Annotated in this window: 19 protein-coding genes; 10 read left to right on the top strand and 9 right to left on the bottom strand. The window is 72.1% G+C overall.

The window, feature by feature from the left end; all coding sequences use genetic code 11:
- Window positions 1-490: 490 nt before the first annotated feature.
- From EV384_RS21075 to EV384_RS21050, 6 genes are all read left to right on the top strand, one after another.
- Window positions 491-2,851: a glycosyltransferase gene (locus tag EV384_RS21075; protein WP_165440005.1), complete on the top strand. Its 2,361-nt coding sequence runs from the start codon at window positions 491-493 to the stop codon at window positions 2,849-2,851.
- Complete coding sequence (locus tag EV384_RS21070) at window positions 2,848-4,515, top strand: glycosyltransferase family 39 protein (RefSeq protein WP_165440004.1); 1,668 nt, start codon at window positions 2,848-2,850, stop codon at window positions 4,513-4,515. Before EV384_RS21075 ends, EV384_RS21070 begins: the two co-directional genes overlap by 4 nt.
- Window positions 4,512-5,888: an alkaline phosphatase family protein gene (locus EV384_RS21065; protein ID WP_130335860.1), complete on the top strand. Its 1,377-nt coding sequence runs from the start codon at window positions 4,512-4,514 to the stop codon at window positions 5,886-5,888. The genes EV384_RS21070 and EV384_RS21065 overlap by 4 nt, the downstream gene beginning before the upstream one ends.
- Window positions 5,879-8,167 carry a glycoside hydrolase family 71/99 protein gene (locus EV384_RS21060; protein ID WP_130335858.1) on the top strand — a complete coding sequence of 763 codons (2,289 nt, stop codon included), beginning with the start codon at window positions 5,879-5,881 and terminating at the stop codon, window positions 8,165-8,167. The genes EV384_RS21065 and EV384_RS21060 overlap by 10 nt, the downstream gene beginning before the upstream one ends.
- Window positions 8,168-8,256: 89 nt before the next feature.
- Entirely contained in the window at window positions 8,257-9,804 is a 1,548-nt protein-coding gene (locus EV384_RS21055; RefSeq protein WP_165440003.1) for a CBM96 family carbohydrate-binding protein, read from the top strand.
- 18 nt (window positions 9,805-9,822) lie between these two features.
- Entirely contained in the window at window positions 9,823-12,663 is a 2,841-nt protein-coding gene (locus tag EV384_RS21050; RefSeq protein ID WP_130335855.1) for a CBM96 family carbohydrate-binding protein, read from the top strand.
- Here EV384_RS21050 and EV384_RS21045 read toward each other — a convergent pair.
- Window positions 12,658-13,851 carry a lycopene cyclase family protein gene (locus EV384_RS21045; RefSeq protein WP_130340714.1) on the bottom strand — a complete coding sequence of 398 codons (1,194 nt, stop codon included), beginning with the start codon at window positions 13,849-13,851 and terminating at the stop codon, window positions 12,658-12,660. The genes EV384_RS21050 and EV384_RS21045 overlap by 6 nt on opposite strands.
- 88 nt (window positions 13,852-13,939) lie before the next feature.
- Between EV384_RS21045 and EV384_RS21040 the strand changes: the two genes are divergently transcribed.
- Window positions 13,940-15,007: a Gfo/Idh/MocA family protein gene (locus EV384_RS21040; RefSeq protein WP_130335853.1), complete on the top strand. Its 1,068-nt coding sequence runs from the start codon at window positions 13,940-13,942 to the stop codon at window positions 15,005-15,007.
- A 6-nt stretch (window positions 15,008-15,013) separates the two neighbouring features.
- On the opposite strand, the gene EV384_RS21035 is transcribed toward EV384_RS21040, so the two are convergent.
- Together EV384_RS21035 and EV384_RS21030 are read right to left on the bottom strand one after the other, a co-directional pair.
- Window positions 15,014-15,970, bottom strand: a complete 957-nt coding sequence (locus tag EV384_RS21035; protein ID WP_130335851.1) for a DUF1152 domain-containing protein — start codon at window positions 15,968-15,970, stop codon at window positions 15,014-15,016.
- Between the two features lie 28 nt (window positions 15,971-15,998).
- A complete protein-coding gene (locus EV384_RS21030; protein ID WP_242624188.1) occupies window positions 15,999-17,270 on the bottom strand; it encodes an MFS transporter in 1,272 nt (423 codons plus the stop codon).
- Between the two features lie 97 nt (window positions 17,271-17,367).
- Between EV384_RS21030 and EV384_RS21025 the strand changes: the two genes are divergently transcribed.
- Window positions 17,368-17,634 (top strand): hypothetical protein, encoded by a 267-nt coding sequence (locus EV384_RS21025; protein ID WP_207232729.1) that lies wholly within the window; start codon window positions 17,368-17,370, stop codon window positions 17,632-17,634.
- Between the two features lie 3 nt (window positions 17,635-17,637).
- Here EV384_RS21025 and EV384_RS21015 read toward each other — a convergent pair whose 3' ends face one another.
- The 6 genes from EV384_RS21015 to EV384_RS20995 all read right to left on the bottom strand — a co-directional run bounded on the left by EV384_RS21015 (window position 17,638) and on the right by EV384_RS20995 (window position 22,602).
- Complete coding sequence (locus tag EV384_RS21015; RefSeq protein ID WP_207232390.1) at window positions 17,638-18,285, bottom strand: hypothetical protein; 648 nt, start codon at window positions 18,283-18,285, stop codon at window positions 17,638-17,640.
- Window positions 18,286-18,480: 195 nt separating this feature from the next.
- Entirely contained in the window at window positions 18,481-18,849 is a 369-nt protein-coding gene (locus tag EV384_RS21010) for a GNAT family N-acetyltransferase (protein WP_130335849.1), read from the bottom strand.
- A gap of 119 nt (window positions 18,850-18,968) precedes the next feature.
- Window positions 18,969-19,232, bottom strand: a complete 264-nt coding sequence (locus tag EV384_RS21005) for a hypothetical protein (RefSeq protein ID WP_130335846.1) — start codon at window positions 19,230-19,232, stop codon at window positions 18,969-18,971.
- 60 nt (window positions 19,233-19,292) lie between these two features.
- Window positions 19,293-20,267, bottom strand: a complete 975-nt coding sequence (locus EV384_RS36805) for an AMP-binding protein (RefSeq protein ID WP_278045683.1) — start codon at window positions 20,265-20,267, stop codon at window positions 19,293-19,295.
- On the bottom strand, window positions 20,198-20,914 hold the full coding sequence (locus tag EV384_RS36800) for an AMP-binding protein (protein WP_278045626.1): 717 nt from the start codon (window positions 20,912-20,914) through the stop codon (window positions 20,198-20,200). Before EV384_RS36800 ends, EV384_RS36805 begins: the two co-directional genes overlap by 70 nt.
- Window positions 20,911-22,602, bottom strand: a complete 1,692-nt coding sequence (locus EV384_RS20995; protein WP_130335844.1) for an AMP-binding protein — start codon at window positions 22,600-22,602, stop codon at window positions 20,911-20,913. Before EV384_RS20995 ends, EV384_RS36800 begins: the two co-directional genes overlap by 4 nt.
- A gap of 137 nt (window positions 22,603-22,739) precedes the next feature.
- On the opposite strand from EV384_RS20995, the gene EV384_RS20990 reads away from it, so the two are divergent.
- Complete coding sequence (locus EV384_RS20990; protein ID WP_242624187.1) at window positions 22,740-23,651, top strand: helix-turn-helix transcriptional regulator; 912 nt, start codon at window positions 22,740-22,742, stop codon at window positions 23,649-23,651.
- Between the two features lie 8 nt (window positions 23,652-23,659).
- Window positions 23,660-24,034 (top strand): hypothetical protein, encoded by a 375-nt coding sequence (locus tag EV384_RS20985; RefSeq protein WP_130335842.1) that lies wholly within the window; start codon window positions 23,660-23,662, stop codon window positions 24,032-24,034.
- Window positions 24,035-24,145 lie beyond the last annotated feature (111 nt).

The raw sequence follows: 24,145 nt of genomic DNA, 5'->3' as shown, positions 1-24,145 counted from the left end.
GGCCGGGACGACCCGCGGCGTGTCCTCGCAGACGCCGCGCTACGTTACTCAGCGCAGTAGGACGATGATCACTCCGCAGTCTGCGCAGGTGGGCGGGGTGGCCGAACGGCTGGATTTCCGTGCGCGTTCCTGTCGTGTTCACGACTCGTTGAGTGTTGGACACCTCGTGTTCACCTTTCGTAACCTCTGACGAACCCGCAGCCACCCCGTCATTTCCGATCGCGCCGAACCAGTGTCGGTCCGGCGCACATTTCCCGTACGGCACGCTTCTTTCGCCCGTTCCTGAGCCGGATATCCGGCGGCTCGTTACTGCCCAGAAGCGCAACTGATGGAGGGTCGAATGACCGAGGTTGCACAGACACCGTCGATTGGTAAGGACGACGAAGAGCCCGGAAATCCGGGCGGCGAACTCCGGCGACGCCAGAACGGGCGCGAACCAGACCTCGCACCGCACTATCTGCACCGGCCCGCGGCGGACCAGCAGGTCCGCTTGAGCGTCATCGTGCCGACCCGCGACGAGGCGGAGAACATTCCCGCGCTGCTGTCCAGACTGGGCCCGGCTCTCGCGCCGCTCCACGCGGAGATCATCGTGGTGGACGACAGCGAGGACGACACGCCGGCCGTGCTGGCCCGGCACGCGGCCGACGCCCCGGTCGCCGTACGGCTGCTGCACCGGCCGCCGAGCGCGCGCACCGGTGGCCTGAGCGGCGCCGTGGTGCTCGGCGCGCGGCACGCCCGCGGCGAGTGGATCCTGGTGATGGACGCGGACCTCCAGCATCCGCCGGAATCGGCCGGCATGCTGGCGGGTATCGCGTTGCGGCACGACGTGGACGTGGTGGTCGGCACCCGCTACGCCGGGGAGGGCTCCAACGAAGGGCTCGGCGGCGCCGCCCGCGAGGCCACCTCGTCGTGGGCGACCCGGCTGGCGAAGAGCCTGTTCCCGCGCCGCCTGAACACCATCACCGATCCGATGAGCGGCCTGTTCGCCTTCCGCCGCACCGCCGTCGACCTGGACCGGGTGAACCCGATCGGCTTCAAGGTCCTGCTCGAACTGCTCATCCGCCACCCCGGCGCCCGGGTCGCGGAAGTCGCATACGAGATGGCTCCCCGGCACGCCGGCCATTCCAAGGCGTCGGTGCGGGAGGGGCTGACCTTCCTGCGGCACCTGTGGCGGCTGCGCAGTCAGCGGCTGGTCGGCCAGATGCGCGAAGGCCCGGCCGCCACCCGGGACCGGCTGCGGGAGCTCGGCCGGATGATCGCCTTCGGACTGGTCGGACTGTCCGGGTTGGTGGTCAACACGGCCGCGTTGTGGTTCTTCTACGAGCCGGCCAACCTGCACCACCTGCTGGGCGCCGCACTGGCGACCCAGCTCTCGACGGCGTGGAACTTCGTCCTCGTCGACGCCCTCATCTACCGGCGCAACCGACAGGGCGCCCTGGCCGGACGGGCGGGCCGCTTCTTCCTGCTGAACAACCTGCTGCTGCTGTTGCGCCTGCCGATGTTGCAGGCCCTGGTCTGGGCCGGCGTCGGAATCCTGACGGCGAACGCGCTCACGCTGGTCGCACTGTTCCTCGTCCGATTCCTGGTCAACGACCGGGTCATCTACGCCTGGGGCAGCACCGGCCGGCGCGATCCCGTGCGCATGCTCGTCAACCTGGAGGCCCCCGAGGCCGCCGCCACCCCGTCCCGCAAGCGGTACCAGTACCTCAAGTACCGGTACGACGTGGCCGGGGTGGTCACCATCGGGTCCCAGATCATGCTGCCGGAACTGGAGTTCTTCCGCGCCCAGTGGATCGCCGACTCGGATGTCGACATCGCGGTGCGGGTCAGTGACGTGGGAGGCCGGGGGCCCCGGCGCCGGGCCGCCATGACCGAGTACGCCAACCAGTCGGTCCTGCGGTACGAGGAGCACCTGGGCCGGTTGGGCGCCAACTTCCGGATACAGCTCGGCTCGCCGATCGACATCCAGGTCGGTCCGCTGCTCGCCCGTTCACCGCACGTGGTCTACACCAACATCATCGAAGCGCTGCTGCGGTTCGTGCTCGTGTCGCGGGGCCACATGCTGCTGCACTCGGCGTGCGTCAGCCTCAACGGCGTCGGGGTGATGCTCTCCGCCCTCACCGACACGGGCAAGACGGCCACCGTGCTGCGCCTGCTGCGCGACCACGGCGGGCTCTTCCTCTCCGACGACATGACCCTGATCAGCCCCGACGGCGTCGCGACGTGCTTCCCCAAGCCGCTGACCATCAGCGCGCACACCCTGCGCGCCGTGCAGGCCCAGGACCTCACCCCGGCCGAGTGGCGCCGGTTGCAGTTCCAGAGCCGGCTGCACTCCAAGGGCGGTCGGTCGCTGGCCCTGACGCTGAGCCGGTTCAACCTGCCGATCATGGGCATCAACGCCATCACCCAGCGGCTCGTCCCGCCGCCCAAGTACAGCGTCGACCGGCTGGTTCCCTGCCGCATCGGCACCACCACGCAGGTGGAGGAGCTGTTCATCATCGAGCGCGGCACGCCCCGGATCAGCGACCTCGGCCAGGCCGAGACGCTGGAGCGGATGATCCAGAACACCGACGACGCGTACGGGTTCCCGCCGTTCCGCTACCTGGCGCCCGCGATCACCATCGGCGAGCAGGGGTACGGGCAACTGCGCCAACGGGAGCGGGAGATCCTCACCGGCTTCCTGTCCCAGGTCCGCAGCCGGGTGGTGGCCTCGGACAGGTTCGGATGGGCCGACGAGATCCCGCGCCTGCTGCGGGAGGAGCGCGGGGAGCCGGCGACCACGCAGACGGCGGTTCTGCCGGCCTGGCCGCGGTGGAGTGGAGCGCTGGCTCCGAGCGGAGCTCGTGCGTGAGCGTGACCCGATCCTCGGTCGAGGAGGTGGAGCACGACCGTTGCGCGACGACGGTCGTGCTCCGCCCCGTCGACCATCCGTCACCCGAGCCGGCGTCACGGCCCGGGGGCACCGGCCAGGAACGTTGGTGGCGCCGGTGGGCGGCGCCCGCCGCCCTCGTCGCCATCGCGGCACTGGCGCTGCTCCTGCGGGTGTGGCAGTTGGACGCGCTCGGCTTCAACAGCGACGAGGCCGTCTACGCCGGGCAGGCCGCCTCGCTCGCCGGCAACCCGAACTACTCGCCGTTCTTTCCGGTCTTCCGGGCCCACCCGATGCTGTTCCAGACCCTCCTGTCGCCGTTCTTCCGCAGCGGCGAGGTCGACGTGGCCGGGCGGGTGGTGGTGGCGGTGCTGGGCGTGGCGACCGTGCTGGCCGTCCACCTGCTGGGTGCCCGGCTCTACGGCCGGCGCGTCGGGCTGGTCGCGGCGCTGCTCATCGCCGTCATGCCGTACCACGTGGTCGTCACCCGCCAGGTCCTCCTCGACGGACCGATGGTCCTGTTCGCGACGCTCACCCTGTACTGCCTGGTGCGCTTCGTGCAGGGCCAGCAGGCGCTCTGGTACGTCGCGGCCGGCGCAATGCTGGGCGTGACGATGCTGACGAAGGAGACGAGCGTCGTCCTGGCCGGCGGCGTCTACGCGTTCCTGGCGCTGACGCCGACCGTGCGTCGGCCGATACGGATGTCGCTGCTGGCCCTCGCCCCGACGGTGGCGGTCTTCGCGACGCACCCGGTCTCGCAGGCGCTGGCCGGGCGCACCGAAACCGGCCGCAGCTATCTGGTGTGGCAGCTGTTCCGGCGGCCCAACCACTCGATGGGGTTCTACCTCGAGACCGTGCCGGTGGCGATGGGGCTTCTCGTGGTGGCCGCCGCCGTCGGCGGCCTGTGGTGGCTGCGCCGGCGGCGCTCCTGGCGCGAGACCCTGCTGCTGTCGTGGATCGCGGCGCCGGTGGTGTTCTTCCAGCTGTGGCCCGTCAAGGGTTTCCAGTACCTGCTGCCCGCCGCGGCGCCCGTCGCGGTGCTCGCCGCGCGGGCGCTGACCGCGCTACCGGTACCCCAACGGATCGGCCGTCTGCTCCGCCGGGCCGTCCGGTCACCGGACGCCGAGCCGTCGAAGGCGGTACGGGCGGCGCGGACCGTGGTGATCGCGGTGGTCACCCTGAGCCTGCTCGTCCCCAGCTGGAACGCGGTCAACCGGGCCGACAACGCCACCTTCCTCGCCGGGTCGGGCGGAGTGCCGGGGGGCCGGGAGGCCGGCCGGTGGCTGGCAGCGAACACGCCGGAGGGTTCGGTCGTGCTCACCCTCGGCCCGTCGATGGCCAACATCATCCAGTACTACGGCCACCGCCGCAGCTACGGGCTCTCGGTCAGCCCGAACCCGCTGCGGCGCAACCCGTCGTACGCGCCGCTGCCCAACCCCGACTGGTGGCTACGCCACAACGATCTGCAGTACGTCGTCTGGGATTCATTCTCCGCCGGACGCTCGGCATTCTTCTCCGAGCGGTTGATGGTCCTGATCCGCCGCTACCACGGGCGCGTCGTGCACACCGAGTACGTCGACGGGACCGACTCCACCGGGGCTCGGGTCCCGGTTCCCGTGGTCATCATCTACGAGGTGCGTCCATGACCGACCCCACCCGCCCGCGCGGAAGCCGCGCCCGTCGCCTGCTGACCCGCGCGCTGCTGATCACCTGCCTGCTGGCGCTCGCGAACCCGGCCGCGGCCGCGCACGCCGCACCCCGGACGGCACCCCCGCCGAGCCCCACCACACCGATCGACCACTTCGTCTTCCTGATGCAGGAGAACCACACCTTCGACAACTACTTCGGCACCCGACCCGGCGTCGACGGGATCCCCCCGGGCACCTGCATGCCGGTGCGCCGGGGCCAGGCCGAACCCTGCGTCAAGCCCTTCCACCTGGGCGAGTTGGGCAGCCTCGACCTCGACCACACCGCGGAAGCGTTCCGGGTCCAGTACAACAAGGGCCGGATGGACGGCTTCGTCGAGGGAGTGAGCACGCAGGGCAAGGAAGGCAAACTCGCGATGGCCTACTACGACGACCGCGACCTGCCGTACTACTGGAACATCGCCGACGAGTACGTACTCTTCGACCGCTTCTTCAGCTCGTCGAATTCGGGCAGCATCCGCAACCACATGTTCCGGGTGACCGGCGGCCCGGGCGCCACCGGAGCCTCAGAGTCCATCCCGAAGGAGGGCTGGGGTGACATCCCGACCATCTTCGACCGGTTGGAGGCCGCCGGGATCAGCTGGAAGTTCTACGTGGAGAACTACGACCCCACGATCACGTTCCGGACCCGCAGCAGTAAGGAGGACATCGACCGGGGGGCGCAGGTGATCTGGGTGCCGCTGCTCGCCTACGCGCGCTACGTCGACGACCCCCGGTTGTTCGGCAAGATCGTGGACCTGGACGAGTACTACGAGGACGCCGCCAAGGGTCAGTTGCCCGCCGTCTCCTTCATCGCCCCGGCCGGCGACAGCGAACATCCGCCCGGCAGCATCCGCGCCGGCCAGAACCTCGTCCGGACGCTGCTGACCCAACTGATGCGCTCACCGAACTGGGACTCCTCGGCCTTCCTCTGGTCCTACGACGACTGGGGCGGCTGGTACGACCACGTCGCGCCTCCCCAGGTCGACTCCTACGGATACGGCTTCCGGGTACCCGCCCTGCTGGTGAGCCCGTACGCCAGACGCGGCCACGTCGAATCCACCACACTGGACTTCGCCTCGGTGCTCAAGTTCATCGAGGTCAACTGGCGGCTGAAACCCCTGGCCGACCGGGATCGCAAGGCGAACACGTTCCTCGACGCCTTCGACTTCGACCGACCGCCACGGCCGGCGGCCTTCCTCAGCACCGAACGCACGCCCCCTGTCGTCACCAGACCGGACCCGGTCCCGGTGTACGCCTCGTACGCCGTCACGGGCAGCCTCGTGGCGGCGCTGGTCGGCGCCGCGGCACTCAGGCGGCGGCGATGGACGTGACCCGGCGGATCGCGCGGGCAGTCGTCCTGTCGCTGTTCGCGGCCGTGCTGACGGTGGTCGTGCTACCCACCGCCGCAGCCGCGCGGCCCGCTTCGGCACAGCCGGGAACGCTGCACCTGCAGACGGTGCCCCCGCTGCCGGGCGTGGTGGTGAGGGTGGACGGGACGGTGGCCACGTCCGACGCCAAGGGCCGGATCCGGGTCCCCGTCCGCAACTTCATCGACCTGGACAAGCGCGTCGTCGTCCCGGAGACCCGGATCAGCCAGGATCGCAAGGTCGTCTTCGACCGCTTCCGCGGGGACGTCGACGCCGGCGTGCGTGGCAAAATCGTGGAGCTTGGTCTGCGTACCGCCCGACTGGTCTCCTGGAGCTTCCTCGACCGCTTCGGCAACACGGTGCCCGCGGACCGGGTCACCGCCATGCGGCTGCGCAGCAACACCGGTGAGATCCACGACCTGAGCGGCGCCGAGCTGGCCCGGCCCCGCTGGGTCGCGGAGAGCCGCACCCAGCAGGGCCCACAGGGCCTGGCGTCCAAGCAGCTCTACTACGTCGTCGACAGCGCGATGGTCGACGGCACCTCGGTGGTCAACCGCGCGGGACAGCGGTTCGTGCCGTGGGAGCAGCAGGCGTGGGTGGTGCAGTTGCTCTTCTTCCGAGTCTCGTTCACGGCGACCGACATGTTCTTCACCCAGCAGGTCGGCGACGGCATCGAGCTCACCCGCGCCGACGGCGGCGTCCAGCGGCTGCCGTTCGGCCGGGACGGCACGGCCCTGGTGCCCGACCTGCCGCGCGGCACGTACACGATCACCGTCCTCGGCGGCGGCGTGTCGTTCGGACGTCCGGTCAGCATCAGCAAGGACCAGGAGGTGACGCTCACCGTGATCAGCCCGGCCGACCTGACCCTGGTGACGGTAGCGGTGCTGGTCGTCGCGGTGGGCCTGGTCCTGCTCGGACGGCCGCATCTGCTCGGACGGCTGCGCCACGCCGGCAGCGTCCTGATGGCCCTGACCCGGGCACGGCGCCTCCGATCGCGACACCGCAGGCGGTTGCGGACGGAACCCGCGGCCGCACGCCAACAGCAGGTTCAGGCCGGGGACGACCGGCGGCCGGCACCGGCCCGCGGCGGAGTCGCCCTGCTGCTGCTGCTCGCCGCGCTCGCGGTCACCCTGCTGCCGCCGGGGACGGCGCACGCCGAGGTGGGCCACCGGCGGGACGTCCCCCGCCCGTCAGTGGCGCCCGTCCCGGTCCTCGCCTACTACTACATCTGGTTCAACCCGACGTCCTGGAACCGGGCGAAGATCGACTACCCGCTGCTCGGGCGATACTCCAGCGACGACGCCGAGATCATGCGGCAGCACGTGCGGATGGCGAAGACCGCCGGCATCAACGGATTCCTGGTGTCGTGGAAACACACGCCGCAGCTCGACGAGCGCCTGGCCAAGCTGGTCGAGGTGGCTCGGGAGGAGAAGTTCCGCCTGGGTATCGTGTACCAGGGGCTCGACTTCTCCCGTACCCCGCTGGCGTTCGACACCGTCCGCACGGACCTGTCGTTCTTCGCCACCCGCTACGCCACCGACCCCGTCTTCGACATCTTCGGCCGGCCAGTGGTGGTCTGGACGGGCAGCGACCGCTTCACCGCCGCACAGATCAAGGAGACGGTCGGCGGCGTACGCGGCAAGCTGCTGGTCCTCGGCAACGCCAAGAGCCTCGAGGATGTCGAGTCGAGTCAGGCTGCGCTTGACGGCCAGGCCTACTACTGGTCCTCCGTGGACCCGGTGACCGGTACCACCGGGCGGAAGCTGGCGGCGATGGCCCAGGCCGTGCACCGGCGGGGCGGATTGTGGATCGCCCCGGTGACGCCCGGATTCGACGCCCGCCTGGTCGGCGGCAAGCGGGCGGTCCCGCGCCGCGAGGGTGACACCCTGCGGGCCTCCTTCGCCGCGGCGCGCCTCTCCCAACCTGACGCGCTCGGGGTGATCAGCTGGAACGAGTTCAGCGAGAACACCCACATCGAGCCGAGCGAACGCTTCGGCGCGGCCGACATCAACGTGCTGGCCGACCTGCTCGGGGTGGGCGTCGACGTGGACGTACCGGTGGACAGCAGCGAGCCGGGCAACGGCGCCCACTGGGGGCTGAGCGCCTGGGGCGCGCTCCTGGTCGCCGGTGCGGCGGTCGTGCTGTTACCGCTCGGCGTGGCCTTCCACCGACGTCGCTCCACACCGGCCCCTCGCGACCGCCCATCCGGCGCCGGAACGGAGGGTAGTTTCGCCGATCTCTGATGATGATCCGCTCCTGGGGAGGGCGCGGCATTGCCGTGCGCGCGGCTCCGCTAGTTCCACGCCCACATCTTCTTCTCGGGAGGGATTCCATGTCACGAACGCACCGTCGGGCGACGGTGGGCAGAGCCGCCCTGGTCGCCCTGCTCGTCGCGGCGACGCTGACCATCGGGGAGCCAGCCCACGCCGCGTCCGCCTTCATCCCGGTGGCCGACACCTTCGTCACCAGCGCCGACCCGGGCACCAACTTTGGCTCGAAGGTCTACCTCAAGGCCGATGCCTCCCCCCGGCAGGTGACCTATCTCCGCTTCGACGTCCAGGGCGTCGAGCCCGGCACGTCGGCGGTGCTGCGGTTCTACGCCGAGTCGAGTCTCCGCGCCGGAGTGGAGGCGCACCAGGTCAACGACAACGGTTGGGGCGAGGCCACCGTCACCTACACCAACGCGCCCGCCGTGGGCGCCGCGGTGGACGCCAGCGGTCCGATCAGCGCCGGCACCTGGGTGTCGCTGAACGTGTCGGCGATGGTGCCCGACGACGGCCCGGTCACCATCGCTCTCACCACCACCGACGACACCGCCGTCCGGATCACCAGCCGCGAGGGCACGAACAAGCCCCAACTGTTCGTGCCGGCGCCGTCGTCTCCCTCACCGTTCGTCGTCACCGCCACCTCCGGCGGTTACCAGGCGGTCTCCCAGACCAGCGGACAGACGTACGCCGGGAGCCTGAAGTTCGTGGTGGAGCGCGCCGTAAGCGACCTCAACGAGACCGGTGGGGGGACGGTGCAGTTCGCCGCCGGCGTGTTCGACCTCGGCGCCGAGTACTTCAAACTCGTGCAGATCACCAACATCGCGTTCGCCGGCACCGGCGTCGACGAGACGGTCATCCGCAACTACAGCAGCACCGCCAGCGACACCGAACCCTTCAACTTCACCGGCGCGTACGGGGTCACGGTCCGGGACCTGACCGTCTCGGCCGGTGGTCCGACCCGGTCCACCAGTGACGCGCTCGACTTCGACGAGGGCAACGACGTCCTCGTGGAGCGGGTGAAGGTGACCGCCGCGCGAGGTCGGGGCATCGTGTTCGACGGCAAGAACGCGGACTGGACGTCCACGGGCAACACCGTCCGGGACTGCGTCGTCGTCGGCGTCCCCGGCGACGGGATCGAACTGCTCGCGTCCAGCGGCGACACGATCACCGGCTGCCGCATCACCGACGTCGGCGGGCACGGTATCCAGATCAACAAGTCCTCGCCCACGGCGGACCAGCCGAACAAGAAGGCCACCCGCAACCTCGTCACCGGCAACACGATCACCCAGGCCGGCCAGGACGGCATCAACGTGACCAGCGGCGACGACAACGAGATCACCGGCAACACCATCACCGACAGCTCCGACGACACGTCCGGCCGCGATGGCATCCGTATCACCTCGACGGATGCGGTCTCCTGTGACGGCAACCGCGTGTGGGGCAACCTCGCGACCGACGACCAGACCACCAGGACGCAGAAGTACGGCCTGAACATCGCCTCGACGCTGTGCCACTCGACCGTGGTCGGCCCGGACAACGTGCTCACCGGCAACCTCGTCGGTCCGATCCGAGACGTCGGCACCGGCACCATCTACCCCTCAGCCAGCCGCTGAACAGGGAGAGGACTCCCGATGAACCTAGGCAGAGCGACCCGTCCCAGGGCCGCGTTCGCAGTCGTCGCTGTGCTCATTGCCGCCGGACTGAACCTGGCCCTGAGCGGCCGCGCGGAAAGCGCCTCCCCCACCTGTCAGACGTCGAACGCGCCGGGCGGGCTCTACACCGTGCTGGTCTGCCTCACCCAGCCGTCGAGTGACAGCACGATCGTGGGCGACACTCTCGTAACGGCGACCGTCAACGTGACGGTCGGCACGAGCCCCGGCGTTGCCAAGACGGAGTGGACCCTGGACGGCCAGCACCTGCTCACGGACTTCCAGTCGCCGCACCAGTTCACCCTCTCCACCGCCGATTTCGCCGACGGCGAATACGCGATCGCCGTCTCGGCGAAGATGCGCGACGGGTACGTCACCCCGGCGACAGTCATCACCGCCACCTTCGCCAACGGCAACGCCACCGCCCCGCCGAACACCCGGCAATGGTCGGTCCCGCCCATCCACGCTCGCGGCCCGCAGGAACCCTTCGTAGTGGCCGCCGTCGGTGACGGCGCCGGCGGCGAGACCAACGCGGTCAACGTCACCAACGCACTCGTCGGGTGGGACCCGGACCTGTTCCTCTACCTCGGCGACGTCTACGAAGAGGGCACCCTGACGGAGTTCAAGAACTGGTACGGGGGCGCTACGGCATTCTACGGTCGGCTGCGCGGCGTCACTACCCCGATCATCGGGAACCACGAATACAACGGTTCCGTGGCTGAGGGCTATTTCCACTTCTGGGACAACATTCCGCACTACTACAGCTATGACGCCAACGGCTGGCATTTCATCGCCATCGACTCGACCAGCAACTACAACAAGGTCGCGCCGGGCACCCCGCAGTACGAGTGGCTCGCGGCGGACCTCGCCGCCAACCGCAGCCCGTGCACAGTGGTGTTCTGGCACCACCCCCTCTTCTCAGTCGGGTCCGAGGACCCCGCGCCACGGATGCAGGCCATGTGGGACCTCATGGCCGCCAACCACGTCACCCTGCTCGTCACCGGACACGACCACAACTACCAGCGCTGGGCGCCCATGGGCGCAGGCGGCGCGCTCGCCGGCGACGGCATAGTCGAGCTCGTGGTGGGAGGCGGCGGCCACTCGAGTCAGGGCTTCGCCAGCTCGGATGCCCGGGTGGTCAAGACGAACAAGAGCTACGGCGCGGTGCGCATGGAGCTCTTCGGCAACCGCGCCGATATGCGGTACCACGCGGCCGGCGCCACCGGCACGACCCTCGTCGACTCGTCGACCGTCTCCTGCAAGGGCACCGACGGGCTGGCCCCGACCCCACCCGCCGACCTGACCGCGACCGTGAACCCGACCCCGTCCGTGAGTCTTGCCTGGAGCGGTGCGACCGACAACTATGGCGTCACCGGCTACCGCGTCTACCGCGACGGCACCGCTGTGGCCGACCTGGCCGCGACCGCGACCTCGTGGACGGACGCCTCCGTCGCCGGCGCGACCCGGTACGAATACACGGTCGATGCCGTTGACGCCGCCGGAAACCGTTCCACCCGCACCCCGCCGGTGGCCGTGACGACCCTCGGCCCGGACACCACGCCCCCTACCGCTCCGGGCGGGCTCGCCGCCGCAGCCGCCCCGGATGCGGTCACGCTCACCTGGTCGCCAGCGACGGACAACGTCGGCGTCACGGGGTACACGGTGCTCCGCGACGGCGTGATGGTGGCGACCGTGACGGACCCGACATACGCCGACAGCGCCGTGCCGGCGAACGAGTCGCACACCTGGACCGTGCGCGCGTGGGATGCGGCCGCAAACGCCAGCGCCGAATCCAACGCGGTCACCGCGGTGCGCGACACGCTCGCACCGTCGGCCCCGCCGAACCTGAGGGTCACCAGCGTGCAGCCCGGCGCGGTCAGCCTCGCCTGGGACGCGTCGACCGACAACGTCGGGGTCGCGGAGTACCAGGTTTTCCGCGACGGAAACCTCCTGGCGGCGATCTCGCCGGACCGGACCTTCTCCGACTACACGGTCGGCACCACCGGCACGTCACACACGTACCTGGTCACGGCAGTCGACGCCGCGGGGAACGTCTCCGGCCCAAGTAACCCGGTGACCGTCACCGCCGCCGACTCCAGCCCACCCACGGCGCCCACCAACCTGCAGGCTTCGGCCACCGGACCCAACCGGGTCGAGCTGTCGTGGGGACCCGCGACGGACGACGTCGGCGTGGCCGCGTACACGGTGTACCGCGACGGCACGATCCTCGGTACCACCACGGGCGCGACCTTCACCGACACCACGGCCCTCTCGGAGACTTCCTACACGTACCTGGTCTCCGCCTTCGACGCGGCCGGCAACTCCTCCGGCCCGAGCGCGCCGGCCCTGGCCACCACGCCAGCCACCACGCCGGTCCTGGCGGTGGCGGACACCTACGTCAAGGCGTCCAGCCCCACGAGCAGATACGGGAGCGCCACGGTCCTGCGGGTCGACGCAGATCCGGTCACGAACGCCTATCTGAAGTTCACGGTGTCCGGGCAGACCGGCGTGGTGCTTCGAGCGCGCCTGAAGGTCTGGGTCGCGGCCGGCTCGTCCAACGGCTTCGTGGTCCGCCCTGTCGCGGACTCGACGTGGTCGGAGGCATTGACGAACTGGAACAACGCCCCCCTGATCGACGACACGTCGATCGCCGCCACCGGTCGGACGACGAGCGGCACCTGGGTCACCCTCGACATCACGCCCCTGATCAGCGGGAACGGCACGTTCACCGTCGGTCTGACCTCGAACGGCGCCTCGTCGAGCAGCTACGGTAGCCGCGAGTCCAGCACCGCCCCGCTGTTGCTGCTGGACGTGACCTCATGAGGGTCGGCGGAGCCGGGCGACGGCGTCGCCGAGCACCGCGCCGGTCATCGGCAGCAGTGGGCTGGACCGCATCACCGCCAGGTCCTCCACCGGGGAGGTGGACCCGTCGAGGAAGCGCAGCACCCGCTCGGCCGGATTGCGGTCGAAGAGCCGGTCGAAGAACTCCACCCCGCCGACGTGCCCCCGGTCCAGGGCGCGCAGCGCCACCGCGTCCATCCACAGGTGACGCCGGGGGTACGCGGCCCGCGGCACCGGTGGCCGACCCGCCGCGAGGGCCGCGGCGACCTGCTCGGCCTGGCGGTGCATCGCGGAGAAGGTGAACCCGGTGGAGGGGCGGGTGGCGCCCCCGCCGGTGCCGATCCGGACCACCCGGGGCGAGGGGCGGGCGACGAACGGGCCGTCGGTCATCGGGATCACCCCGTTCTCCACCTCCCGGACCCGCAGCACCGCCGGGTCGAGGCCGAGCAGGTCGAGGTAGCCGCGCAGCGCGGCGTCGTACCCGGAGTCGGTGAGCAGGTCGGGTGCGAACTCGGTGTACTCGACCAGGGCGTACCGGTCGCTGACCGGCAGCACGTAGCCGAACGAGACCCCCCGGGCGGGCTGCGGGGTGCGGAAGTCCATCAGCACCGCCCGGTCGGGGTCGAACGTCGGCGCGTCGGCCTCCAGCCACCAGCCACGGAAGTGCTGCAACCAGCTCGTCCGGCCCGGCCGCGCCGGGGGGCGGGGCCGGGAGTCGAGCACCCAGCCGGCCCGGACCAGCACCCGGCCGTCGGGGTCACGGACCGTCACCCGGTGACCGTCGTCGTCGAGGGCGCCGGCCGCCGCGCCGATCCGGATCGCGCCGAGGCGGCGTTCGGCCTCGGCAGCCCGGTCGTAGACCGGGGCCGAGCGGAGCATGGCGTACCGCAGCGGGGCGAGCGAGAGGACGCGGCGGCCGGCGGGCGTGACCACGTCGACCCGCGACCAGCTCGCGCTGAGCAGCGGGTCGAGGTCGTTGCCGGGGGCGCCCCAGAACGCCCAGGTGCGGTCCTGGCCGCGCTTGTGCACCGGGTCGACCACGGCCACCCGCAGCCCGGACACCCCGTGCCGGTCCAGGGCGGCCAGCACCAGGGAGGCGGCGCCGCCGCCGCCCACCAGCGCGAGGTCGACGTCGGCCGGGGATGCGTCCACCCCGCCACGCTGCCACACACCCGGCCGCCGCCCGCCGGGGGACCCGCCGACCCGCGCCCCGGGCGGCGCGTAGATTCGGGGAATCACCGAGGAACGGGGGGACGGCATGGCGCAGGCGCCGCTGCGAGTGGGGCTGCTGGGGTACGGGATCGCCGGGCGGGTGTTCCACGCCCCGCTGATCGCCGCGACCCCCGGGCTGCGGCTGGACGCCATCGTCACGGCCAACCCGGAGCGACGGGAGCAGGCCCGCCAGGAGCATCCCGACGCCCGGCTCCTCGACGACGCCGACCAGCTGTGGCGCACCGCGGACACCCTCGACCTGGTGGTGGTGGCGACGCCGAACCGGCAGCACGCGCCGATGGCCCGGGCGGCGCTGGCGGCCGGGCTGCCGGTCGTGGTGGACAAGCCGCTCGCGCCCAGCGCCGCGGAGAGCCGCGCGCTGGTCGACGAGGCGGCCCGCCGGGGGGTGCCGCTGACCGTGTTCCAGAACCGCCGCTGGGACGGCGACTTCCTCACGGCCCGCCGCCTCGTCGAGGCGGGCGAGCTGGGGCGGGTGAGCCGCTTCGAGTCGCGGTTCGAGCGCTGGCGGCCGGCGATCAAGCCGGGCTGGCGGGAGAGCGCCGCGCCCGGCGAGGCCGGTGGCGCGCTGTTCGACCTCGGCGCGCACCTGGTCGACCAGGCCGTCCAGCTCTTCGGCCCGGTGGAGCGCGTCTACGCGGAGGTGGACCGCCGACGTCCCGGCGCCGAGGTCGACGACGACGCGTTCGTCGCGCTGACCCACGCCGGCGGCGTCCGCTCGCACCTGTGGATGAGCGCGGTGACCCCGCAGCTCGGACCGCGGATGCGGGTCCTCGGCGACCGCGCCGGCTACACCACGTACGGGCTGGACGTGCAGGAGGCGGCGCTGCGCGACGGCGGCCGACCGGACAAGCCGGGCTGGGGCGAGGTCCCGCCCGAGGGGTACGGCCAGCTCGGCGCCGACGGCGACCTCCGCCCGGTGCCCACCGAGCCGGGCCGCTACCAGGACTTCTACGCCCAGGCCACGGCGGCGCTGCGCGACGGCACGCCGATGCCGGTCGACCCGCGCGACGCGGTCGCCACCGTCGCGCTGATCGAGCTGGCGCACCGCTCCGCCGCCGAGGGTGTGGTGCTGCCCGTCCCGCCGCTCGCCTGACCCCGGTCAGTGCGGGAAGGCCCGGGGCACCCGGCGCTCGACCTCCTCGCGGAAGTCGTCGATCCGGGACGCCACCTGCCGCATCCCGACGGTGTGCTCCAGCCGGTCCAGGTAGAGCGAGCGGCGGGCCAGGCCGGCCAGGTCGAAGCTGAAGTAGACGGCCATCAGCGGGTTGACGAACAGCGTGCTGCCCCGGGTGCGCCGGGTGACGTGGATGTCGCCCGACGCGCCGCGGGTGGCCGCGGCGATCTGCCCGTGCACGATGCTGGGCCGCAGCGGGGTGGCGGCCTGGCCGTACGCGACGGCGTCCCGGTACAGCTCGGCCTCCCGGCTCGCGCCGGGGATGGACAGCGCGCCGAGGTAGGCGCCGTCCCGGTCGAGGTCGGCGATGTTCTCCAGCACCTGGCTGTGGTTGACCCCGTGGTACGCGTCGATGCCGAAGCCGAGGCAGACGACCAGCTTCACCGGCACGTCCAGGCCGGCGACGGCGGCGAGGCTGGTCATGTCCTCCACCGGGGTGCCGAGGCCGGCCTCGTCGCCGCGCATCAGGATGTCGGTGCCGCCGTCGACCAGCACCACCGCGTCCACCCCGAGGATGTCGACCAGCTGCCGGTAAGCGGCCCGCAGCGGCTGCACCCCCACCTTCGGGAACGCGTACACGGTCGACGGCAGGTCCTGCGCGGCGAGCCACCGGGCCAGCGCGCGTTCCGGGAAGTAATCGTCCGGTCCCGCGGTGTGCGGGGTGACCGCGGCGACGTTCTCCGCCGCCCAGACGTCCAGGTCGAGTAGTTCGAGCTGGGTGAAGGAGAGGTTGGCCAGGTGCACCCGCCGGCCGGCGGCGCGGAGCGAGACGGCCAGCGGGAGGCCGGCGTACACGTCGAAACCGCCGCCGGCGCCGGCGATCAGGACCCTCGCCGACCCCTCCAGCGCGGCCAAGAGCGGCGGCACGGCGAGCGACGGCACGGGCGGTCCTCCTTCGGTCGGCCCCACCCTAGGCGACGGTCGCCGGGCGATCGTCGGGCGTGGGCGCGGGGACGGCGTACGCGGCGGCGACCGTCGACCGGGCGAAGACCCGCCAGGTCACCGCCGTCACCGCGACGGCGACCACGAACCCCACCCAGTACGGCGCGGTCAACCCGAACCGGGCGGCGACCACCCCGCCGAGCAGCGCGCCGAGACAGTTGCCGCCGGCGGCGATGAAGAGCGTGGTGCTGCCCACCCGCCCCTGCAACACGGCCGGGGTCAACCGCTGGCGCAGCGAGTTCGACACCATGTTCCACAGCGCGCCGTGCACCCCGAACGCGAAGAGCGCGACCGCGATGACCACCGCGCTGCGGGACGCCGCGAGGGCCAGGTGCAGGCCGGCCTCGATCAGCAGCCCGATCCGGATGGTCCAGGTGGCGGTGATCCGGGCGACCAGCCGGTCGCCGACCACCGAGCCGAGCAGCCCGCCGACCGCCATGCAGGTGAAGAGCACGCCGTAGCCGACCGAGCCGAGGCCCAGCCGCTGCGTGGCGAGCAGCACCAGCACCGCGATGGCGGCGGTGAGGGTGACGTTGAGCAGCCCGATCAGCAAGGTCATGGTGCGCAGCAGCCGCTGCGACATCAGCCAGCGGAACCCCTCGACGACCTCCGCGCGGACCGAGCGGCGCCCGCCCGGCTCCGGGCCGGAGCCTGCCCGGTACGACCCGGCGACCAGGCCGATGAGGACGGCGCTGAGCGCGTACGTGGCGGCGTTGACGCCGAACGGGATGCTCGCCGCCAGCACGAAGAGGAACCCGCCGAGCGGACCGGCGATCATGCCCTGCGTCAGGGTGGTGCCGCCGCCCAGCCAGCCGTTGGCGCGTTCCAGCAACGACCGGGGCACCAGCGTCGGCAGCATCGCCTGGCCGGCGGCCCGGAACACCACCTCGCCGGCGTTGACCACGAAGAGCACCGCGTAGAGCAGGGCCACCCCGGCCCGGCCGTTGACGATCGCGGCGGTCAGCACCGCCAGGGCGACGACGCGTACCCAGTCGATGACGACCATCAGCCGACGCCGGTCGACCCGGTCGACCAGGACCCCGCCGGGCAGGGCGAAGAGCAGCCACGGCAGCCACGCCACCGCCGAGGCCACCGACACGGTCAGCGGGTCGTCGGTCCGCGCGGCCACGAACAGCGGCGCGGCCACGGTGGCCATCCCGCTGCCCAGCGCCGACATGGTGCTGGCCGCCCAGAGCCGGGCGAAGCGCCCGTCGAGCCGTTCCCCCGTCGTCCCCGTCACGGCGAGCGAACCTACCAGGCGGATCCCGGTTGAACCGGCCGTCGGGCCCGTGCGAGGGGTCTGCCGGTGACCGTACTTCGAGCGGCCGGAGCCGCTGGTGTGGGACGGGCCAGGGACGTACGTGCAGACCGAGGTGACCTTCCAGCACACCGTCACGCACTCGTGGAACCACGGACTCGGCGAGGTGGTCACCGCCCTGCTCGAGGCGGGGCTGGACCTCACCATGCTGGTCGAGCACGACAGCGCGCCCTGGGACGCGCTGCCCGGCGCCATGGTCCGCGACGTGCACGGCGAGTGGCGCTTGGCCGACCGGCCCTGGCGGCTGGCGCAGACGTACACCCTCCAGGCCCGCCGGCGGGGCTGACGGTCAGACGCTGCTCGGCCGGGCCGGGTCGAACAGCTCGGTCACCCGGACCCGGTCGAAGGCGGCGAGCAGCGCGTCCGTGCCCTCGGTGAGCTTCACTCCCCCATCCAGTCGCCGGGCAGCAGCTCCCGCAGCGCCTCCCACGCCTGCGGGGTGCGGGCCCGCGCCGACAGCCAGCCGCCGTCGTCGCGGACCAGCAGGTCGTGGCCGTACCACCAGCGGCTGCCCTGCTCCGGCTGGTCGATCGGGGTACGCCGGGACAGGCAGCCGCGTGAAGTGGGCGGCGAGCAGCGCGTCGTCGGCGTCCTCCCCGTCGCGGTGGTCACTCAGCCCGTCCTCGCCGGCCAGGCTCTCCGAGAGGACGACCTCCACCAGGGACATCGACACGGTCGGCAGCCACGGCTCCCAGCGCTCGGCGGACTTGTCGGCCAGGTCGGGGCGCATGGCCGTCGGCGGGTCGGCCCGGCCCAGCTCCGCCAGCGGCACCCCCCAAAACGCGCACGCCTGGTTCTCCACCCGGAACACCAGCGCCCCGTCGTCGACGTAAAGCTCGTCGGGTGGCGGCAGCGTGTCCTGGTTGCTGGTCAGGTCGGGGCGGCCACCGAGCAGGGCATACCCCTCGCGCAGCGCGGCCGGCAGGGCGAGCGCCAACGCGGCCTCCGCCGCGCGCAGCGCCGCGCCGCCTCGGCGCAGCCGTCGTCCGGGCCGAACGGTGCCAGCCAGGCGGCGCAGAAGCGGCGGATGAACCGCCAGGCGGCGGCGCGGTCAGCCGTCGCGGCGGCCAGCTCCGGTACGGGATAACAACGGTCGGACACGGCCGCAGTTCAGCCGGGGCCACCGACAGCGTCAGCGCGGGTCGGGACGGCGAAGGCGCCACAGCGTCTGCCGGCGCAGCGGGCCCTCCTCCTCCGGGTCGTCGAAGTCCTCGCCCGGGTCGGTGGTCATGCCGAGGCGACGCACCCCGTCGTCCACGTCGTCCAAGCCGGTGAAGCCGATGAACTCACCGGTGTCGCGCACCTCGACCGCCCAGAAGCCGTAGCCCTTGCGGTCGATGTCCTGCTGGAAGTGGCGCACCGAGGCGGTGGCCTGCTCGAGGTCGAGCAACGGGCCCAGGTGCTCCCGTACCAGCGGGTCCGCGTTCATCGCGGCCCACGGGGCCAGATCGGACTCCCGCCAGTCCCGCAGGACCAGCCGCTTGCTGTTGATCTCCGTCACCGCGCGAAGATATCCCGGCGCACCAGCCGCCGTTGCCCCTCAGCAGAGCGTGACGGCCATCCGGTCACCGGCGGCCCGCAGCAGACCGCTCTCCTCCACCGGGGCCTGACCGTTGAAGATCAGCGCCTGCTGGCGGCCCACCGGGAGCAGAGGGTGAACGGCCCTACCTCCAGCCGCCAGTCCCCGGTCACCGTGCCCTCGTTGACGTCCACCACGTCGGGCACCGACGCCGCGCCCGGCCCGATCACCGCCCGGCGCTCCCCTTCCCAGGAGCCAACGGTCACCTCCACGAGGGACGGACCGGCGGCCCGCGCGAACCGGCACGGCCAGTACGGCACCAGCCGCAGCCCGTGCCCGGCGAGCCGGACGAACACGTGACCCACGTCGACCTCCCCCGGTCGGACGGCCACACGTGGGGCCGTCCGACCGGGAAGCGTCGAGCGTCAGCCCTCGCCCGCCGCGCCCAGACCCTCGCGGCGCAGCTCCACCTTGCGGACCTTGCCGCTGACGGTCATCGGGAAGGCGTCCAGCACCCGGACGTACCGGGGGATCTTGTAGTGGGCCAGCCGGTCCCGGCAGAACTCCGCCACCTCCTCGACGGTCAGGGTGTCGTGCCCGTCGCGCAGGATCACGCAGGCCAGGATCTCCTCGCCGTACCGCTCGTCGGGGACGCCCACCACCTGCACGTCGGAGATCTTCGGGTGCCGGTAGAGGAACTCCTCGATCTCGCGCGGGTAGACGTTCTCGCCACCCCGGATGATCATGTCCTTGATCCGGCCGACGATGGTCAGGTAGCCGTCCTCGCGCATCACCGCCAGGTCACCGGTGTGCATCCACCGCGCCGGGTCGATCGCCTCAGCGGTCTTCTCCGGCTCCTCCCAGTAGCCGAGCATCACCGAGTACCCGCGGGTGCACAGCTCCCCCGGCTCGCCCCGGGGCACGGTCACCCCGGTCGCCGGGTCGACCACCTTCACCTCGACGTGCGGCAGCACCCGCCCCACCGTGGCGGTACGCCGGTCCAGGTCGTCGTCGTGCCGGGTCTGCGTGGACACCGGCGAGGTCTCGGTCATGCCGTAGCAGATCGACACCTCGGCCATGTTCATCTCGGCGATGACCCGCTTCATCACCTCCACCGGGCACGGCGAGCCCGCCATGATCCCGGTGCGCAGGCTGGACAGGTCGTAGGAGGCGAAGTCGGGCAGGCCCAGCTCGGCGATGAACATGGTCGGCACCCCGTACAGCGAGGTGGCCCGCTCGGCCGCGACCGCGCGCAGCGTCGCGGCCGGGTCGAAGGTCGGCGCCGGGATGATGACGCACGCGCCGTGACTGGTCGCGCCCAGGTTGCCCATCACCATGCCGAAGCAGTGGTAGAACGGCACCGGCAGGCAGACCCGGTCCTGCTCCGTGTAGCGGACCAGCTCGCCGACGAAGTAGCCGTTGTTGAGGATGTTGTGGTGCGACAGCGTCGCACCCTTCGGAACCCGGTGGTGCCCGAGGTGTACTGGATGTTGATCGGGTCGTCGCAGGAGAGCTGCGCCGCCCGCTCGGCCAGCCGCGCCGCCGGCACCGCCACCGCCCCGGCCACCAGGTCGTCCCAGCTCGACTCCCCGATGTAGACGACCCGCCGCAACCCCGGGCAGGCGTGCCGGACCTGCTCGATCATCGACCGGTAGTCGCTGGTCCGGTAGCTCGGCCAGGAGACCAGCAGGCTCACCCCGGACTGGTTCAGCACGTACTCCAGCTCGTGCCGCCGGTAGGCCGGGTTGATGTTCACCATGATCGCGCCGATCGCCGCGGTCGCGTACTGGACCAGCACCCACTCCGGGCAGTTCGGCGCCCAGATGCCGACCCGGTCACCCTTGCCGACGCCCGCCGCGAGCAGGCCGCGGGCCAGCTCGCCCACCGCGCGGCCGAATTCGGCGTACGACCACCGCCGGCCGCTCGGGCAGTCGACCAGGGCCTCCCGGTCCGGGTACGCCTCGACCGTCCGGGCCAGGTTCGCGCCGATGGTGTCGCCGAGCAGCGGGACGTCGGAGATCCCGCTGGCGTACGAGGGCAGCCTCACCGGAAGTCCTCCTCGCGGAACTCGCCGGCCGGACGGGCCTGCGCGTCGGCGTGCTTGTCCCGCTCGGCCGAGCGCAGCTCGGTCCGCCGGATCTTGCCGGAGATGGTCTTCGGCAGCTCCGCGAACTCCAGCCGCCGCACCCGCAGGTACGGCGCCAGCCGCGCCCGCGAGTACGCGAAGATCGCCGCCGCCGTCTCCTCCCCCGCCGCCCACCCGGGCGCGAGGACCACGTACGCCTTCGGCACGGCCAGCCGCACCGGGTCCGGCGACGGCACGACCGCCGCCTCGGCCACCGCCTCGTGCTCCAGCAGCACGCTCTCCAGCTCGAACGGCGAGATCCGGTAGTCCGACGCCTTGAACACGTCGTCGGTGCGCCCCACATAGGTGAGCCACCCGTCGGCGTCGCGGGAGGCGATGTCGCCGGTGTGGTAGTGCCCGCCACGCATCGCGGTGCCGGTCAGCTCGTCGTCGCCGTGGTAGCCGACCATCAGCGCGGTCGGCCGGTGCGCCAGGTCGAGGCAGACCTCGCCGTCGTCGCCGGGCTCGCCGGTCACCGGGTCGAGCAGGGTCACCACGTAGCCGGGCAGCGGCCGCCCCATCGAGCCGGGCTTCACCGGCGCTCCGGGCGGGTTGCCGATCTGCGCGGTCGTCTCGGTCTGCCCGTACCCGTCCCGGACGGTCACCCCCCAGACCGCCTCGACCTGCTCGATCACCTCCGGGTTCAACGGCTCCCCCGCGCCCACCACCGTCCGCGGCGGGGTCCGCAGCTGGGTCAGGTCGGCCTGGATCAGCATCCGCCACACCGTCGGTGGGGCGCAGAAGCTGGTCACCCCGCACCGGTCCATCGCCGCCATCAGCCCGGTCGGGTCGAAGCGGGAGTAGTTGTAGACGAAGACCGTCGCGCCGGCGTTCCACGGCGCGAAGACGTTGCTCCAGGCATGCTTCGCCCAGCCGGGCGAGGAGATGTTGAGGTGCACGTCGCCGGGGCGCAACCCGATCCAGTACATGGTGGACAGATGCCCCACCGGGTACGACGAGTGGGTGTGCTCGACCAGCTTGGGCCGGGCGGTGGTGCCGGAGGTGAAGTAGAGCAGCAGCGGGTCGTCGGCCCGGGTCACCCCGTCGGGCGTGAACCCGTCGGACTCGTGGCACGCGTCGGCGTAGGGGTGCCAGCCGTCGACGGGTGCGCCGACCGCGATCCGGGTGTAGTCGCCGGGCACCTCGGCGAACTTGCCGGTGTGCTCCGCCCCGACCACCACGTGCCGGGCGGCGCCCCGCTCCAGCCGGTCGGCCAGGTCGGCGGGGCCGAGCAGCGGCGTCGCCGGGATGATCACCGCGCGCAGCTTGATCGCCGCGAGGATGGTCTCCCAGAGCTCCAGCTGGTTGCCGAGCATCAGGACCAGCCGGTCCCCGGCGCGCACCCCCCGGCCACGCAGCCAGTTCGCCACCCGGTTGGAGCGGGCCGAGAGCTCCGCGTACGACCAGCGCCCCTCTCCCCCGTCGGCCTCGACGATCCAGAGCGCCGGGGTGTCGTTGCCCTCGGCGAGCACGTCGAACCAGTCCAGCGCCCAGTTGAACTCGGCCAGGCGCGGCCAGCGGAACTTCTCGTACGCGGTGTCGTAGTCCTCGCGGTGCGCGAGCAGGAAGTCGCGCGCCTCGCGGAAGGCGTCGGTGCCGGCGGTGGCCATGGGGGTGTCCTTCCTGTCACCGGGCGCGCGGCCAGGCGGGGACGGCGCCGCGCGCAGTACGCTGATCCTCGATCGGGTGACGCAGGTCTCACCACCCCCGGACGGGGGTGGCAACGGGACGCCCGGTCGCCGGGGAGGTGAGGACGCTGGAGCCGCTGTATCCGCGCGACGACGGCGACCAGATCCGCCGCGCCCTGCTGACCCTGCTGCGCGGCACCGGGCTGCCGGTCGCCTTCGGCGGCATGGTCCAGCCGGGCGGGCCGCCCCGGATGACGATCACCGAGCTCGCCGGCACCACCACCGCCGCGCTGCGCGGCCTGGCCATCAACGCCGGCGCCGGCCTCGGCGGCAAGGCCCTCGCGCTCGGCCTGCCGCTGCGGGTCAACGACTACCCGGTGGCCCGCTCGATCAGCCACGAGTACGACGGCCCGGTCGCCGCCGAGGGGCTGCGCTCGGTCGTCGCCGTGCCGGTGGTGGTGCACCGGGAGGTCCGCGCGGTCCTCTACGGCGCCGTCCGACAGCGGCTCGCCCTCGGCGACCGCCTCGTGGCCACCGCCGTGGGCGCCGGCCGTGAGCTGGAACGACGGCTGACGGACCGGGATGCCGCCCGGGCCGCGCTCACCACCCTGCGGACGGCCGCCCCCCGACCCGTGGACCGGGGCGGTTCCCCCGACGCGGTCCTGGATCCGGGTGTCGCCGGTCCGGACTGGGAAGAGGTGCGGCAGGCCCACGCCGAGCTGCGCGGACTGCTGCGCCGGATCGACGACCCGGAGCTGCGGGACCGGCTGGACGCGGTGGCCGACCGGCTCGCCGGCGCGGTGACCCGGCCCGAGGGCGGCGGGCCGGCCCCGGCCAATCCGCTCTCCCCCCGCGAGACCGACGTGCTGGCCTGCGTGGCGCTGGGCTGCACCAACGCCGACGTCGCCGACCAGCTCGGGCTGCGACCGGAGACGGTGAAGAGCTATCTCCGCTCGGCGATGCGCAAGCTCGGTGCGCACACCCGCCTGGAGGTCGTGGTCGCCGCCCGCCGCGCCGGGCTCCTCCCCTAGGCGCCGCGATGAGCTGGTGGCGGCGACGCGGCGCGGGCTGGATCCTGCTGGGCACGGTCCTGCTGATCGGCGCGGTGCCGGTGGCCCGGGACCTGCTCCGCCCCGACCACCAGGAGATTTCCGTCGAGGCGTACGACCGCACCGACGATCCCCAGGTGATCGTGGCGCACCTGCACAAGGACCCGGGGTACGTGGTGTCCCGGGTGGCGACCACCGAGGACGCCAGCTCGGTCGTCGTGCACGTCTCGGTGCGGCCGTCCCGGCTCTTCTGGTCCGGCGGCGACGAGGCGGTGGAGTGGCGGATCCGCATCCCGCTCGACCGCCCGCTGGCGGACCGGCAGGTGATCGACGGCCACACCGACGCCCCCATCCCGGAGCGGTGACCCGTCCCTCGACCGCTGCGGTGGCGTCCCTTGTTCTGGCGCGGCACGTCACTACCTTTAGGGCATCCTAGGAGGCTAGCTCTCAGCCGCCTCTGAGCCGGAGGCGCCGGG

This window comes from Micromonospora kangleipakensis, from assembly GCF_004217615.1.
GTDB lineage: Bacteria > Actinomycetota > Actinomycetes > Mycobacteriales > Micromonosporaceae > Micromonospora > Micromonospora kangleipakensis.
This window is presented reverse-complemented; position numbering and strand designations above follow the sequence as displayed.

Excerpts from the sequence above, each read along its gene's own strand:
- EV384_RS20995 (WP_130335844.1), bottom strand. The coding sequence starts at position 22,602 with ATGGCCACCGCCGGCACCGACGCCTTCCGCGAGGCGCGCGACTTCCTG.
- EV384_RS21040 (WP_130335853.1), top strand. The coding sequence starts at position 13,940 with ATGGCGCAGGCGCCGCTGCGAGTGGGGCTGCTGGGGTACGGGATCGCC.
- EV384_RS21065 (WP_130335860.1), top strand. The coding sequence starts at position 4,512 with ATGACCGACCCCACCCGCCCGCGCGGAAGCCGCGCCCGTCGCCTGCTG.
- EV384_RS21060 (WP_130335858.1), top strand. The coding sequence starts at position 5,879 with ATGGACGTGACCCGGCGGATCGCGCGGGCAGTCGTCCTGTCGCTGTTC.
- EV384_RS21050 (WP_130335855.1), top strand. The coding sequence starts at position 9,823 with ATGAACCTAGGCAGAGCGACCCGTCCCAGGGCCGCGTTCGCAGTCGTC.
- EV384_RS20985 (WP_130335842.1), top strand. The coding sequence starts at position 23,660 with ATGAGCTGGTGGCGGCGACGCGGCGCGGGCTGGATCCTGCTGGGCACG.
- EV384_RS21055 (WP_165440003.1), top strand. The coding sequence starts at position 8,257 with ATGTCACGAACGCACCGTCGGGCGACGGTGGGCAGAGCCGCCCTGGTC.